This window comes from Natronorubrum tibetense GA33 (assembly GCF_000383975.1).
GTDB lineage: Archaea > Halobacteriota > Halobacteria > Halobacteriales > Natrialbaceae > Natronorubrum > Natronorubrum tibetense.
In genome coordinates this window covers 1,706,474-1,720,946 of record NZ_KB913017.1, presented here as the reverse complement: position 1 = coordinate 1,720,946, position 14,473 = coordinate 1,706,474, and the positions used below count along the sequence as shown (strand labels likewise).

The following is a 14,473-nucleotide window of genomic DNA, read 5'->3' as shown; positions in this document are numbered from 1 at the left end:
CATGTGGCATGTTTATCTCCACACCCGGCGAAGTGATACTCCCCATGAAGGGAGAATACGACCCCACAGACGGCGATTCGACACCGACTGCCTCGGTACTCGATCGACGACGGCTGTTGCAAGTCCTCGGTGCGGGCGCAGCCGTGACGCTGGGAACGAACGCGGTCGCTGCCGGTCCGACACTGCAGCAAGACGAGATTCCGCCGGACCAGTCCGGTGACGGAATCCACCCCACGTTCGGCTTCTCGGCGCTCGCGATGGACGTCGATCCGCTGGTCGACCCGGACCACGTCGTCGACGCGATGATTCAACCCCGCGAAGACCGCGAGATTCCGGAGTTCTTCTTCGAGCCGACGGGGCTGTACGTCGAACCGGGCGACACCGTCCAGTTCAGACTCGTCACGCCCCACCACTCCGTGACAGCGTACCACCCCGCACAGGGACAGTTACCGCGAGTTCCGGACGACGTTCCGCCGTTTTCCTCGCCCGTGTTGCCGGTGAACGCTTACTGGCTCTACACGTTCGAGCAGCCGGGCGTGTACGACATGCACTGCGGTCCGCACGAGATTTTCGGCCACGTGATGCGGATCGTCGCGGGTGAGGCGACGGGGCCCGGTGCGGAGCCGGTTCCGGAGCCCGAGGCGATGGCCGAACCGGACGGCGACGATGCGGAGATGCCGAACGACGGCAATGGGCCCCACGAACGCGGCGAAAATCGTGACGACGACCCGAACGGCCGTGGGAACGGACCACACGACGACGGCCACAGGAACGGACCACACGACGACGGCCACGGGAACGGACCGAACGGGGACGAAGCAGAGCCCGACGAGAACGACGAGGAGATGCCACCCGACGCGGAACCCGAACTCCGACCGCCGGTCGGTGCCGCGCTGACCGTCCTCGGCGACTCGGCGCTCGAGCCCGAGCGAATCATCGAGGAGGAGGCGGTCTCTTGGGAGGAGATCGACGACGCGAACAAACAGCTCGAACTCTGAAATCGGTACGAGCGGCAGAGCCCGTTAGCTCGCACACGAACCGAGCGAGGTCACGCACGGAACACGTCGAATCGTGTGCGAGCAATACGACACGTTCCGTTTTTCGCCGACTGATACGGAGAGGTGGGACTGTACGTGAGAGGTGAGCGAGAAGCCGGCGCGAAAAATCGTCGGTCGTTAGAACGAAACGGCGTCGGGCGCGTACGGGCTACCGACCGGCGTCGGGTCGCGGTCGCTGTAGCCGACGCGGCCGACGGCCTTGTCGCTCACGGCGCCGTAGACGGCGAATCGGGCCTCCTCCGGGGACTCGAAGGTTTCGGACTCGAGGCGGGCGAGTACATCCGCGACCGTCTCAGACCCGTTTGGGAGTTCGAGGGTCCGATCGCCGTACTGTTCGATCATTTCCTCGGTCGTAGCGGGATACTCGTGGTCGTCGATGACGTCGCCGGTGCCATTGAGCAGCATTACACGCTAACTACCGTGAACGATAATTATAAACATTGTCCATATACGTTTTCTAGTTCCACCGTAGACCTAGGAGTCCTAGATGATCATTATAGATCATGGGCTGCCCTCCCTCGAAGACGAGCGGAAGAAACGACTTTACGAGCGCCGGCCTTCGACTCGAATGATATGCCGTACGCCGATTTACACGTCCACACGACGCGCTCGGACGGGGGCCTCGAACTCGAGGACGTACCGGCCGCCGCCAACCGAGCGGGCGTAGATGTCGTCGCACTGACGGACCACGATCGGGTGCAGCCGCTCGACGGGCCGATGGTCGAGCGCGAGGGCGTGACGCTCGTCAGCGGAATCGAACTCCGCGTCGAGACGCCCCACGGCGAGCGCGTCGACCTGCTGGGGTACGGCGTCGAGTCGACCGGCGATCTCGAGGGCCTCGTCGACCGAATCCAGACGAATCGAATCGAGCGCGGGCAGGCGATCGTCGACTGCGTCGAGACGCGACTCGGCGTCGACCTCGGTCTCACCGTCGGCGACGGGTTCGGACGGCCCCACGTCGCCCGGGCGGTCGACGACCACCCCGACGTCGAGTACGACTACGAGGACGCGTTTGATCGCCTCATCGGCTACGGCGACCCCTGTTTCGTGCCGCGAGACGTGCCCACCTTCGAGCAGGGGTTAGCGGCGCTCACCGCGTCGTGTCGGCTCGTCTCGCTGGCCCATCCGTTACGGTATCGCGACCCCGACGCCGCGCTCGCGCTGACGGCCGATCCCGACCTCGAGGCCGTCGAGTTACACTACCCCTACGGGCACACCGACCTCGATCTGCGTCTCGTCGAGCGGGCGATCGAACGTAACGAACTGCTGGTGACCGGTGGAACCGACGCACACGACCACGAACTCGGGATCGCCGGTCTCTCGCGACGAGAGTACGAGCAACTGGCGCTAGACATACAATGAGTTTGATACAGCCTTGGCCGATAGCGGAGGGTTCAATGCATCGTGGTGCCAAAGCGCGAGTATGAACTGTCACTACTGTGACCGCGAGGCCGCCTTCGCTGCCGAATCCGAAGGCCTCAAGGTCGGTCTCTGTGAGGATCACTTCCGCGAGCGCCTCCAGGAACTCGCCGAAGCCGACGGTCTCGAGACGTTGAAGGAGAAAGTCGACGTCGATCGAGCCGAATAACGCACCCTCCTCTCACAGACGGTTCGCAGTAGTTCGTCGAACCGGACAACGCGGTCGACTCAGGCCGTTCGACCGGCGTCCACGTCGATCGCATCGACCGGACAGACATCTACGCAGAGCATACAATCGATACACTGGGCCTCCTTCGCGGGATCGGCCTTCTCCTCGCTCTCGGGGTGGCCCGGGGTGTCGACCCACTCGAAGACGTCGACGGGACAGTCCTCGAGACAGGCACCGTCGGCGATACAGAGGTCGAAATCGACCGCGACGTGGGTGCCGTGGATGCCGAGTTCCTCCGGTTCGTCGACGGGACCCCAGACGGCGTGCCCGTTGTGTTCGTCGACTTTGTCGCGATTCTCGGTAAACTGTGGGTCTATGGCCATTGCTAGCAGACTGAAACGAGCGGCTCACACTTAAAAGTATACACCTGCTGGGCGTCAAGAAGGGCAGGCTGACGTCCTGCCACAGCATTCACACCGCTCCGTCCACCGTCACTGCGATACCATCCCCGGCCTACTCCGTTAGATCGGATAGGCAGATTGCGTGTTCGTGTGAAGTGGATGGGAACGTACTTTCCTCGTAACAACAGTCCTGGCCCGTCCTCGAGAGGAGAACCGCGAGTCATACTGCCGGATAGAACTATTCGAAGATCAGCCACAGTCCCGCCGCCATCGGCGCGCCGATGGCGGGATTTTCGCGACTGATCTTCTCATTGATTTCTATCCGGCAGTATCAGTAGCCGAGCGAGAGCACCCAGTTCGCCACGAGCGCGACGAACACCAGCACGAGCAATCCGGCGAGAACGCCGAAAGCGAATCCCCAACCGAAGAGGTCGGCGAGGAGTCCGGTCGCGACGGAACCGAGCGCGCCGATGAAGCCGTAAACGGTCCTGATCAGCCCGAAGCCCGCCCCGCGTTCGGTCTCCGAGAGGACGTCCATGAATCGGGGCAACAACGCCGCACCCCAGCCGAGACCGGTGCCGACCAATAGCACAGCGGCGACGATGGCGACGGTTCCGGGAACGGCGATCAGGAGCGCGAAGCCGGCCGCCGCGAGGACCATACAGCCCGCCGTGGCGACGTCGCGTCCGTACCGATCCGATGCCGCGCCGACGCCGACCTGCGTGATCGCCTGCACCACGAAGTAGCCCCCGAAGACCAGTCCGGCGAGTTCGGTCGACTGCCCGCGGTGTTCGACGAGAAACGTCGGCAGGAACGAGGCCGTCGCCTGCCAGACGAACGCCCCCGCAATGGCCAGACAAATCGGGAAGGCGATCTGGGGCCGCGAGAGGAGTTCGAGCACGGCCTCGAGTTGTAGCCGTTCGCTCATCGGCTGGTCGGGCCGGCGTGGTTCCGTCGGGCGAACGCGCCACGCGAAGAGGACGAACACCGGGACGGCCATCGCGGCCCCGATGGCGACGGCGGGTCGCCAGCCGTACCGGACGCCGATCCACGCCGCGATCGGCGGGGCAATCAACCCGGCCGCGGGACCGCCGCTGTTGTGGACGCCGATTGCGGTACCGATCTCGTCGTACGTGCGCGTCAATAACGTCGTCGCGACGCTGTAATGGAGACCCGCGACCCCACCGAGGACGACGGTGCCGACCACGAAGAGGGCGAAGACCGGCGCGAGCGCGAGGAACACGCTCGCGACGGCCGTGCCACCGATGGCGACGAGGATGATGGGACGCTCGCCGAACCGATCGGCGAGGATCCCGCTGGGAAACTGCGAGGCGAAGTAGGCCATCCACATCCCCGTGAGGGCAACCCCGACCACCGAGTTCGAGACGGCGAACTCGTCGATGATGATCGGAACGACGGGACTGATCACCAGTCGGCCGACCATCGTCGCGAAGAACGCGAGCGTACACAGCGCCAGCACGGTGTCTCGGTATCGCCAGCGCATCAGTCGAGTTCGATCACCATCGTTGTCGGCATCACCTACGGGTGAGTGCAGTCGTTTACTCGTCACCAGTCGCGGTCAATGAGCGTACTGCTTCCGGCAGCGGCCGCCTCGAGATCGGGGGCGGCTCCCACCCGTCCGTTAGCAGCGTCGCGCAGACGGGCAGTCGATCGAACCGGACAGACACTTCTTCGGTCGCGTTCACGAACGAGTATGCAGCCACACGTGAGGATCGTCAGCACTGGCGGAACGATCGCGAGCACCTCGAGCGGGGACGACGCCGGAAAGACGCCCTCGGTATCCGGTGACGACCTGGTCGACGCAGTCCCGGAAATCGCCAACCACGCCGAGATCGACGTTGACGACGTCTGTCAGGTCTCCGGATTCCAAGTGACCTTCGAGAACGCGGGGGAAATCGTCGACGCGGTCGAACGCGCCGCAAGCGAGGGCGCCGCCGGCGTCGTCGTCACCCACGGTACCGACACGATGGCCGAGTCCGCCTACTACACCGACGTCGTCGTCGACGCCGAAATCCCGGTCGTCTTTACGGGCGCACAGCGGCCGTTCGACCAGTTGGGCACGGACGGATCGACGAACCTGCTGACGGCCGTTCGAGCCGCGGCACACGACCGGTTTCGGGAGACCGGCGGGAGCTATCTCGCGTTCAACGACAGCGTCCACGCCGCTCGGTGGGTCGTCAAGGGACACACGAGCAAACTCGAGACCTTCGACTCGCCCAGTACAGGCCCGATCGCGGAACGCACGCCGAACGGGGTTCGGTTCCTGCGCGAACCGGGACGCTACTCGGCACGCATTCCGGGCGCGCGCGTCGATCCCGACGTTCGCGTCGAACTCGTGACGAACGCGATGGGCGTCGACGGCCGACAGATCGAAGGCGCACTCGAGTCGAATTCGAGCGTCGATGCGATCGTCGTCGCGGGAACCGGACTCGGAAACACGACCGGCGAACTCGGCGCGGCACTCGAGACGGCGATCGACCGCGGCGTGCCCGTCGTGCTCACCTCGCGCTGTTACGCCGGAACGACGGCCGGACTGTACGGCGGCCCCGGCGGTGCGAAGACACTGCTCGAGGCGGGCGCGATCCGGGGTGGGGATCTCCCCGCCTGGAAAGCCAGAGTCAGGGCCGCACTTGCAGTATCGGTGACTGACGACGAGGCATCGAACCCGACCGAACAGGTTCGGGCTGCGTTCGAGGACGTCGACTCGATCGCGTGATTCGGTCGTCCTACAGGCGTCTACACGACGGTCTGTCGGGCCGCCGTCAACATGTCCATCCGTCTCGCCCGTCGAGCGCATCGCTTTTGCAGCCACCGACGAATACTCGCGTATGGATCTCACACACCGTCCTCGGCGGCTTCGCCAGGACCGGGTTCGCGGACTCGTCAGCGAGACGAGTCTCGAACCCTCAGACCTTATCGCCCCTATCTTCGTCGACGCGACGAGCGACGAGCGACTCCCTATCGATTCGATGCCCGGCCACGAGCGCGTCCCGATCGAGGAGAGCGTCGCCCGCGTCGAGGAGGTGCTCGAGACCGGCGTCGAAGCCGTCATGCTCTTCGGGATTCCGGAGTCGAAAGACGCCGAGGGGACCCGCGCCTGGGCCGACGACGGCGTGATTCAGGAGGCAACGCGGCAGATCACCGCCGAAACCGACGCGTACGTCATCACCGACGTCTGTCTCTGCGAGTACACGGACCACGGCCACTGCGGCCCGCTCGAGGAGGAACTCCGCAGCGAGGGCCGCGAGCACGGCGAACGCTGCGCACACGGCCACGGCGCAGACCTGACCGTCGACAACGACGCGACGCTCGAGTCACTCGATCGGATCGCCGTCTCCCACGCGGCGGCGGGGGCGGACATGATCGCGCCAAGCGGGATGATGGACGGGATGGTCGGTGCGATTCGGGCAGGGCTCGACCGCGAAGGATTCGAACACGTGCCGATCATGAGCTACGCCGCAAAGTACGAGAGCGCGTTCTACGGCCCGTTCCGGGACGCCGCGGACGGAGCGCCCTCCTTCGGTAACCGACGACACTACCAGATGGATCCCGCGAACGCGCGCGAGGCCATGCGCGAGGTTCGCCTCGACGTCGAGCAGGGCGCGGACGTGCTGATGGTCAAACCCGCGCTGCCGTATCTGGACATCGTCTCGGACATCCGCCGAGAGTTCGACCACCCCGTCGCCGCCTACAACGTCTCCGGCGAGTACGCCATGCTCCACGCCGCCGCCGAGAAGGGGTGGCTGGATCTCGAGGAAGTAGCGCTCGAGTCGCTGCTGTCGATCAAACGCGCGGGTGCGGACCTGATCCTGACGTACTTCGCGGAGGACGTCGCCCAGGGGCTGTCGAGGAATCGGTAGCCTCGTCTCAGTCAGCATTCTGACGAACGTCCAACCTGTCGACATTCGGCCGAGTGCGTGGCAACATCTGCCGCGCGCGAGCGAAATCTCCCTTGCGAAGCCCCGTATCGGACCGTCATCGACGACTCGACAGTGGCCTCGAGTTTTTCACGGTGTACAAAGCTCGAATATATAACCATGGCTCGAAAAAATCGCCAAATCGTATCGCCTTATACACATTAAATCACCTCTAGATTTTCTCGTCTGTCCCTATTACCCCCAGGTAATTGGCCAAATGCTAACGCTAACCCTTATATGAAGCTAGTCCATCCGCATCAGACGTGATTCAGAAGACAACCATGAGCCAGAACAGATCTGACGTGGACATGCGTCTACAAAACGGCGACAGTAAGGCAGAATCGATGGAGGGGCAGGCATGATCGAGGCAGTACCGCTTCAGGAGACGGCTGATCTCGAGTCGATTGCGACGGGGATGAACCTGATGTGGGCGTTGACGGTGACGTTCCTGATCTTCTTCATGCACGCGGGGTTCGCGATGCTCGAGGCGGGGCAGGTCCGCTCGAAGAACGTCGCGAACCAGTTGACGAAGAACATGCTGACCTGGGCGGTCGGCATCTTCGTCTTCTTTATCATCGGGATGGGACTGTCGAACAACGTCGGTGCGGCGCTCGGTGGCGGCGAATCCAGCGACTGGACGATGTTCGGACAGGAATCGTTCGACTGGGTGATGTGGCTGTTCAGCGCGGTGTTCGCGATGACCGCCGCCACGATCGTGTCCGGTGCTGTCGCCGGTCGCGCGAAACTCCGCGCGTACGTGACGTACACCTTTCTGCTCGCCGCAGTCATCTACCCGGTCGTCGCGGCGATGGTCTGGTACGCCCCCGAGGGCACGCCGATCCTCGCCGATCTCGGCTTCGCTGACTTCGCGGGTGGCATGGTCGTCCACGGTGTCGGCGGCGTCGCCGGCCTGACGGCCGCCTGGATCCTCGGCGCTCGTATGGACAAGTACAACGACGACGGCAGCGTCAACATCATTCCCGGCCACTCGATGACGTTCGCCGTGTTGGGGACGCTGATACTCTGTTTCGGCTGGTTCGGCTTCAACGTCGGAACGGCCGCGACGGTCATCAACCCCGAAACGTTCGAACTGGCTGACTTCGACTACGTCGGGAGCATTGCGATGGTCACCTCCCTCGGGATGGGGCTCGGCGCGCTCGGTGCGTCGTCCGTCTCGCTGTTCATGAACGGGAAAGTCGACACGCTCTACGTCGCGAACGGCATGCTCGCCGGACTCGTCGGCGTCACTGGTCCGACGGACCTCATCACCCCGATGGGTGCGATCGCGATCGGCTTCCTCGCCGGCGCACAGCTCCCCATCGTCTTCAAGTTCGTCGACGAGACGCTCAAAATTGACGACGTCTGTGCAGTGTTCCCGGTCCACGGGACCGCGGGAATGCTCGGCCTGATCATCTACCCGCTCTGGTCGCTCGAGGGATCCGCCATCGGCGGCGGCGTCATCGCCGGCGGCATCCTCTCTATCGAAGCGAGCGCGTTCGCTCCCCAGATCATCGGCGTCGCGGTCATCACGATCTGGACGGTCGTGGCGACCGCAGCCGTCTGGGGCGCGTTCAAGGCAATCGGTCAGGCACGCGTCACGCCCGACCACGAACGCGACGGACTCGACCTCGCCGAACACGGCGTCGACACCTACCCCGAATTCGGTGGGCCTGACGTCGCAACCGACGGTGGTAACGATAAGATCATCCGTACCGATGGTGGCGAGCCGAACGACGGCGAACTCAAGCTGATCACGGCGATCATCCGTCCCGACCGCCTCGGTGCGGTCAAGAAGGCCCTCGCTGAGACCGGCGCGCCGTCGCTGACCGTTACGAACGTCTCCGGTCGCGGCTCCCAGCCCGCAAAGAAAGGCCAGTGGCGCGGCGAAGAGTACACGGTCGACCTCCACCAGAAGGTCAAAATCGAGTGCGTCGTCGCCGACATCCCCGCCGAAGAGGTCGTCGAGGCCATCGGCGAATCCGCCAACACCGGCGAGCCGGGTGACGGCAAAATCTTCGTGCTGCCCGTCGACGACGCCTACCAGGTCCGGACCGGAAACACCGGACAGGACGCCGTCTGAACGGGACAACGAGGTCGTCAGAGAGCCGTTTCTTTTGCAGTCGCCTTTTTGTGGGCGTCCCAGAATCCCCGTAGTGACTACCGAGACGGGCTGTAAGCGACAGCGTTTCCCCTGCAATCGGGCGCTCACGGGTTGGAACGAGCCCCGAACTTCCACGATTGTGAAAGGACGGCACTGGCGTCTTATTCAGACGGTAATCCAGCGGGTGTCGACCGTTTGCACCGAGTTAGCCGTGGTCGCAGCCGAATGTCGACGCGAACCCTTACGTGGGAATGGGGCGTCGGACCTAGATGTGACTGTACGGATAACTCGAGTCAAGCAACGGCGTCGTACGGACAGCTATCCCACAGTGTACGGCAACGTGACGACGAGTGGAGGGGTCTCGAGGTGACCGAGTCGAACGACGGCGAACTCAAGCTGATCACCGCGATCATCCGCCCCGACCGCCTCGGTGCGGTCAAGGAGGCGCTCGCCGAAGTCGGGGCCCCGTCGCTGACGGTTACGAACGTCTCCGGTCGCGGCTCCCAACCCGCGAAAAAAGGGCAGTGGCGCGGCGAGGAGTACACGGTCGACCTCCACCAGAAGGTCAAAATCGAGTGCGTCGTCGCCGACATCCCCGCCGAAGAGGTCGTCGAGGCCATCGGCGAGGCCGCGAACACCGGCGAACCGGGCGACGGGAAAATTTTCGTGCTGCCCGTCGACGACGCCTATCAGGTTCGGACCGGAAAGACTGGATCGGACGCCGTCTGATCGCCTTCACATCCCCGCTTCGTCGATCACTGTGCTTGCTCCCCTTCGTTCGTCAGACGGGACGCTCGAGCAGACCTGCCAGTACGTTTATTGAATCTGGCTCCGAGACGAGGAGTGAATGAGTCGGAAACGCGATAAATCGGAGTTAGCGTACGACGAAGCCGAGACGGGCGACCGCGACCCGGATCGTTCAGATTGGTCCGAATCGCCGGGAGCGCTCACGCTGCTCGAGGGCGAGGAAGTCCTCGTCGACGCGCAGCCGACGTGGTGGAACTGGATCGCCCACGCCGCTGTCGGCGGACTGGCCGGACTGGTCGGGTTGGCCGGCATCGCGGGTGGGAGCGCAGCGGCGGCGTTGCTCGGACTCGTTACCGGACTCGTGATCGGGGGATACGTCTGGTATCGACGGAACCGAGTCCGCTACCTCGTCACCGATCGGCGGATCATCGTGATCGCGGGATTCACCGCCAGGAAGACGACCGAGACGTGGATGGAAGACATTCGCGGACTACAGACGAGTACGACGGCCTTCAGCCGCGGACGAGGGTTCGGGACGATCGCCGTCTCGCACGCGGTGATCCCGCAGGGGTTCGGCCGAACGAATGCGCTGTCGCTTTCGGGCGTACCGAACTACGACGACGTAGCGAACACGATCCGGCAGCGACAGTCCGAGCGGAAGGCCGGCGACTATAGTAGCCACTGAAAGTCAATGCACACCTGATCGCACGACAGCTGTGCGATCAGTGTGTAAATAGTTTCAGTTGTTACTATACTGAACTACCGTCTCGGCACCGTTCGTCGACCGAACCTCGGTACTACTTTCCCGTCTCGTTGCCTAGGCTCGGCTATGAACGACGACAACTCACGCGACCTGTACGACCGGGCCCTGTCGGTTATGCCCGGTGGGGTGAACTCGGCGGTTCGTGCGGCGATCGAACCCTATCCGTTCTTCGTCCAGAAGGGCGACGGCGGACACGTTATCGACGCCGACGGCAACCGGTACGTCGACTGGGTAATGGGTCTCGGACCGCTCCTGCTGGGTCACGACCTTCCCGACCCCGTGCAGGCGAGCATTCAGCAAAAGGCAAGCGAGGGGCCGATGTACGGGACGCCAACGGAAGTCGAAGTCGACCTCGCGGAGTTCGTCGTCCGCCACGTCCCGAGCGTCGAGAAGATCCGGTTCGTGAATTCGGGAACCGAAGCGACCACGTCCGCCGTCCGCCTCGCACGCGGCTACACCGGCCGGAACAAGATCGTCGTCATGCAGGGCGGCTACCACGGCGCACAGGAGTCGACGCTGGTTGAGGGCGACGCCGAGACCCCCCAGCCCTCCTCCGCGGGTATTCCGCAGTCGTTCTCCGAACACACCCTCCCGGTGCCGTTCAACGACGAGGAGGCGATCCGCAAGGTGTTCGAAGAGCACGGTGACGACATCGCAGCCGTCCTCACGGAACCCATTCTGGGCAACTACGGTATCGTCTATCCCGAGGAAGGTTACCACGAGTTCCTCCGCGAGATTACGGACGAACACGGCTCCCTGTTGATCTTCGACGAGGTGATTACGGGCTTCCGCGTCGGCGGTCTGGGCTGTGCCCAGAGCGAGTTCGGCGTGACGCCCGACCTGACGACGTTCGGAAAGATCATCGGCGGCGGCTTCCCCGTCGGCGCTATCGGCGGCCGCGCCGAAATTATCGAACATTTCGCCCCGTCGGGCGACGTCTTCCAGGCCGGCACCTTCTCCGGCCATCCCGTGACGATGGCCGCCGGCCTCGAGACGCTCCAGTTCGCTGCCGAGAACGACGTCTACGAGCACGTCGACGGACTCGGCGAGCAACTCCGCAGCGGGCTGAGCGAGGTTCTCGCCGATCAGGCCCCGAGCTATACAGTGACGGGGACCGCGAGTATGTTCAAGGTGATCTTCACGCGCGACGGGCCAGGACGGGACTCGCTCGAGGAACAGTGTTCGGCGGGCTGCCGGCAGAACCCTACCTGTCCGCGTTATGACTCCTGTCCGAAAAACGCGGCCGACGTCAAGAACGCCGAAACCGAGCGCTGGCGGCGGGTCTTCTGGGGGAAGATGAAGGCACAGAACGTCTTCCTCTCCCAGAACCAGTTCGAGTGCCAGTTCGTCAGCTACGGGCACACCGAAGACGACGTCGAGGAGACCCTCGAGGCGTACAAGCACGCGCTGTGAGGCCGTCGGCCTGCCGGCAAATAGATGAGAACGCACGTCGACGAGATCGACTGGGCACGGTTCATCGAGCGGTTGCTATATCTGTTCCCGCCGGTGATCGGGGTCGGCCTGATCGGCGTGATCCGGGAGACGGAGCCCGGCGTTCCCGGGCTGCAGTACGGCTTGCTCCTGGTCAGTAGCTTCGGCTACACCTTTCTGACGCTCGGACTGCTCGTGGCGATCTTCTTCGACGCGCGGCGGATCCGCCGGCTGCCGCGGGCGAGCGGGAACTGGCATCCGAACCCGTGGCTCAACGCCGCCTTCGCGCTCGTCTCGGCGCCGCTCGCGGGCGTCGTCTACCTCGCGCGTCGGCACAGACGGTTCGGCACGCGGTCGGGCTGGTCGGGCTGGTGGCTCGTCGTGGCGGTCTCGCTCGCGACGACGCTGTTCGGGATCGTCGCCGCGACGATCGCGATCATCCTGACGATTCCGGGGCTGCTCGTGGCCGCCGTCGGGCTCGCGGGGGCGATCGCGTTCGGCGCGTTCCCGATCGCGATCCATCAGGACGCGGCCTACGTCTGTACCGACGGAGACTCGTGGCGACCGAACCCGGGATTCTACCTCGGGATCGCGTTTCTCAGCCTGTTCGTTCCGCCGTTGCAGCCCGTCGTCGCGGGCTACTATCTCACCCGACGGCGACGGGAGATGGAACTGCCGTGAGAACGGGGACCGACACCACGAACCCCGGTACGGAGCCAACATCGATCGTAACGGGCTCGAGCCGTCCAGAGAGGTTTGGCTATTCCAGACGTGGCGTCGCATACTCCCGTTCCGGCCATCCGGTCGGCCACATCGAGGCCGGCGCAGTCGATTGCAGGCTGTAGGATTTTACTATCGATCCTGATAGGGAGTGCCGATGAGCCACACCGATGACACCGGCGACGAGGCCAGATCGATCGAGCTTGGGGCCGTCAGCCAGCTGTTCGGTGACACGACGTTCCCGCTGACGACGGACGAGGTGCTGGCGGAGTTCGCCGATGTCGAGATCAGTTACCCCCACCAGTCGGATACGCTAGAGACGGTCCTCGAGACCTCCGGTCACGAGACCTACGAGAGCCGGAACGAACTCGAGTTGGCGATCCTGAACGGCGTCCGGCGCGACGCCGTCGGTCGGCCGCGCTACAGCGACCGGGGCGACAGCCCCCACGATACCGACGAGGTTCGGATGCAACAGTCGTTCTGAGAACGAAGCGTCGACACCACCTGCATATGAGTACCGCATCGACGACCCCACACGACGCGCTCGTCGCCCAGTTAGAACGGCTGTACTACATCGAGCAGACGTTACAGTCCGCGCTCAAAACGCTCTCGACCGACGTCGCGGTCGACTCGCTCGACGACATACGCGAACTGGAGTGTCGCGAGCAACTCCAGTACGTGATCGACGGCCACCGCGAGGACACCGAGGTCCACCTCGAGCGGATCGAACGGGCCTTCGACGCCCTCGACACGGAGCCCGACAGCCGACCAGTTCCGGAACTCGACGGCCTGATCGCCGACAAGGAGGCGTTCAACAACGTCGTGTTGAACGACGCGATTCGACCGCTGTACTACATCCAGACGGTCCTGCAACTCGAGGCGATCGAGTGTACGGTCTACGAGACGACGATGGCGCTGGCGACCGAACTCGAGGCCAGCGGAGCGTCGAAGACGTCTCGAACCGGCGACAACGCGATCGAGGGCGCCAGCGAGGTCGTCGACGCGCTGCAGGACAGCTACGACGACGAGCGACAGGTCCGGAGCGAACTCGAGTCGCTGCTCGACGGCGAGGCCGTGGAAACGCTGCTCGAGGCGCATCCGGTCGACAACACTTCGCGGGAAACGCTCGACCGCTCCTGGCGTGACCAATCGTAATCCGAGACCCCAATCCATGAACGTCGAAACGCTCGAAGATCTGTTCGGCTATCAGCTCCAGCGCGCGTACTACGTCGAACGAACGCAGGTCGAACTGCTGGCCGAAATGGCGGCGAATACGTCTGACGACGACCTCGCCGACCGGCTCGCGACCCACCGCGAGCAGACCGAAGAGCACGTCGTCCGGCTCGAGGGCCTCTTCGAGGCGCTCGGCCGACAGCCACGCGCGAGTCGAACGCGAACCGCCGACGGCGTGGCTGAATCGTGGCGACAGCACGAGGAGTCGCCGGAGGCCATCCCGACCGCCCTCGAGATCGCCCTCATCTCGGAGCGCCTCGAGATCAGGACCTACGAGTCGCTGCTCACCCTCGCCGGTCGACTCGCTTACGCCGAGGATATCGTCGAACCGCTCGAGGCGATTCTCGAGGAGGAGCGAGCCACCCTCGACGCGCTCGAAGCGATCGAAACCGAGCGCTCGGTGCTGGAACTGGTCGCCGCCGACGAGACGTATAGTAGCCACTGAAAGTCAATGCACACCTGATCGCATGACGGCTATGCGATCAGTGTGTAA

Annotated in this window: 15 protein-coding genes and 1 pseudogene; 13 read left to right on the top strand and 3 right to left on the bottom strand. The window is 64.1% G+C overall.

Annotation, left to right across the window (positions count from 1 at the left end; translation table 11 throughout):
- Nucleotides 1–44: 44 nt before the first annotated feature.
- Entirely contained in the window at nucleotides 45–998 is a 954-nt protein-coding gene (locus tag NATTI_RS0108900) for a cupredoxin domain-containing protein (protein ID WP_006092575.1), read from the top strand.
- 177 nt (nucleotides 999–1,175) lie between these two features.
- Here the strand turns inward: NATTI_RS0108900 and NATTI_RS0108895 are convergent, their stop codons facing one another.
- Complete coding sequence (locus NATTI_RS0108895; RefSeq protein ID WP_006092576.1) at nucleotides 1,176–1,463, bottom strand: DUF5789 family protein; 288 nt, start codon at nucleotides 1,461–1,463, stop codon at nucleotides 1,176–1,178.
- Between the two features lie 168 nt (nucleotides 1,464–1,631).
- Here NATTI_RS0108895 and NATTI_RS0108890 point away from each other — a divergent pair, with 168 nt between their 5' ends.
- Together NATTI_RS0108890 and NATTI_RS26490 are read left to right on the top strand one after the other, a co-directional pair.
- The gene (locus tag NATTI_RS0108890; RefSeq protein WP_006092577.1) at nucleotides 1,632–2,420 is read left to right on the top strand and encodes a PHP domain-containing protein; all 789 of its coding nucleotides are present in this window, start codon (nucleotides 1,632–1,634) and stop codon (nucleotides 2,418–2,420) included.
- 61 nt (nucleotides 2,421–2,481) lie between these two features.
- On the top strand, nucleotides 2,482–2,646 hold the full coding sequence (locus NATTI_RS26490) for a DUF6757 family protein (RefSeq protein WP_006092578.1): 165 nt from the start codon (nucleotides 2,482–2,484) through the stop codon (nucleotides 2,644–2,646).
- A gap of 59 nt (nucleotides 2,647–2,705) precedes the next feature.
- Here NATTI_RS26490 and NATTI_RS0108880 read toward each other — a convergent pair whose 3' ends face one another.
- Nucleotides 2,706–3,029, bottom strand: coding sequence for a 4Fe-4S dicluster domain-containing protein (locus tag NATTI_RS0108880; RefSeq protein ID WP_006092579.1), 324 nt, complete (start codon nucleotides 3,027–3,029; stop codon nucleotides 2,706–2,708).
- A 349-nt stretch (nucleotides 3,030–3,378) separates the two neighbouring features.
- The gene (locus tag NATTI_RS0108875) at nucleotides 3,379–4,551 is read right to left on the bottom strand and encodes an MFS transporter (protein WP_006092580.1); all 1,173 of its coding nucleotides are present in this window, start codon (nucleotides 4,549–4,551) and stop codon (nucleotides 3,379–3,381) included.
- 210 nt (nucleotides 4,552–4,761) lie between these two features.
- On the opposite strand from NATTI_RS0108875, the gene NATTI_RS0108870 reads away from it, so the two are divergent.
- The 10 genes and pseudogenes from NATTI_RS0108870 to NATTI_RS0108825 all read left to right on the top strand — a co-directional run bounded on the left by NATTI_RS0108870 (nucleotide 4,762) and on the right by NATTI_RS0108825 (nucleotide 14,425).
- Nucleotides 4,762–5,784 carry an asparaginase gene (locus NATTI_RS0108870; protein WP_006092581.1) on the top strand — a complete coding sequence of 341 codons (1,023 nt, stop codon included), beginning with the start codon at nucleotides 4,762–4,764 and terminating at the stop codon, nucleotides 5,782–5,784.
- A 112-nt stretch (nucleotides 5,785–5,896) separates the two neighbouring features.
- The gene (gene hemB, locus NATTI_RS0108865; RefSeq protein WP_006092582.1) at nucleotides 5,897–6,928 is read left to right on the top strand and encodes a porphobilinogen synthase; all 1,032 of its coding nucleotides are present in this window, start codon (nucleotides 5,897–5,899) and stop codon (nucleotides 6,926–6,928) included.
- A 415-nt stretch (nucleotides 6,929–7,343) separates the two neighbouring features.
- Entirely contained in the window at nucleotides 7,344–9,065 is a 1,722-nt protein-coding gene (locus NATTI_RS0108860) for an ammonium transporter (protein WP_019991760.1), read from the top strand.
- Between the two features lie 399 nt (nucleotides 9,066–9,464).
- Nucleotides 9,465–9,815 (top strand): annotated as a pseudogene (locus NATTI_RS24975) (P-II family nitrogen regulator); the annotation flags it as partial.
- A gap of 118 nt (nucleotides 9,816–9,933) precedes the next feature.
- Nucleotides 9,934–10,518, top strand: coding sequence for a PH domain-containing protein (locus NATTI_RS0108850; RefSeq protein WP_006092585.1), 585 nt, complete (start codon nucleotides 9,934–9,936; stop codon nucleotides 10,516–10,518).
- A 144-nt stretch (nucleotides 10,519–10,662) separates the two neighbouring features.
- A complete protein-coding gene (gene hemL / locus NATTI_RS0108845) occupies nucleotides 10,663–12,009 on the top strand; it encodes a glutamate-1-semialdehyde 2,1-aminomutase (protein ID WP_006092586.1) in 1,347 nt (448 codons plus the stop codon).
- A 24-nt stretch (nucleotides 12,010–12,033) separates the two neighbouring features.
- Nucleotides 12,034–12,708 (top strand): hypothetical protein, encoded by a 675-nt coding sequence (locus tag NATTI_RS0108840; RefSeq protein ID WP_006092587.1) that lies wholly within the window; start codon nucleotides 12,034–12,036, stop codon nucleotides 12,706–12,708.
- Between the two features lie 196 nt (nucleotides 12,709–12,904).
- Nucleotides 12,905–13,231 carry a DUF5789 family protein gene (locus tag NATTI_RS0108835; protein ID WP_006092588.1) on the top strand — a complete coding sequence of 109 codons (327 nt, stop codon included), beginning with the start codon at nucleotides 12,905–12,907 and terminating at the stop codon, nucleotides 13,229–13,231.
- A gap of 26 nt (nucleotides 13,232–13,257) precedes the next feature.
- Nucleotides 13,258–13,902 carry a YciE/YciF ferroxidase family protein gene (locus NATTI_RS0108830; RefSeq protein WP_006092589.1) on the top strand — a complete coding sequence of 215 codons (645 nt, stop codon included), beginning with the start codon at nucleotides 13,258–13,260 and terminating at the stop codon, nucleotides 13,900–13,902.
- 16 nt (nucleotides 13,903–13,918) lie between these two features.
- A complete protein-coding gene (locus NATTI_RS0108825; RefSeq protein WP_006092590.1) occupies nucleotides 13,919–14,425 on the top strand; it encodes a YciE/YciF ferroxidase family protein in 507 nt (168 codons plus the stop codon).
- The last annotated feature ends 48 nt before the right edge of the window (nucleotides 14,426–14,473 follow it).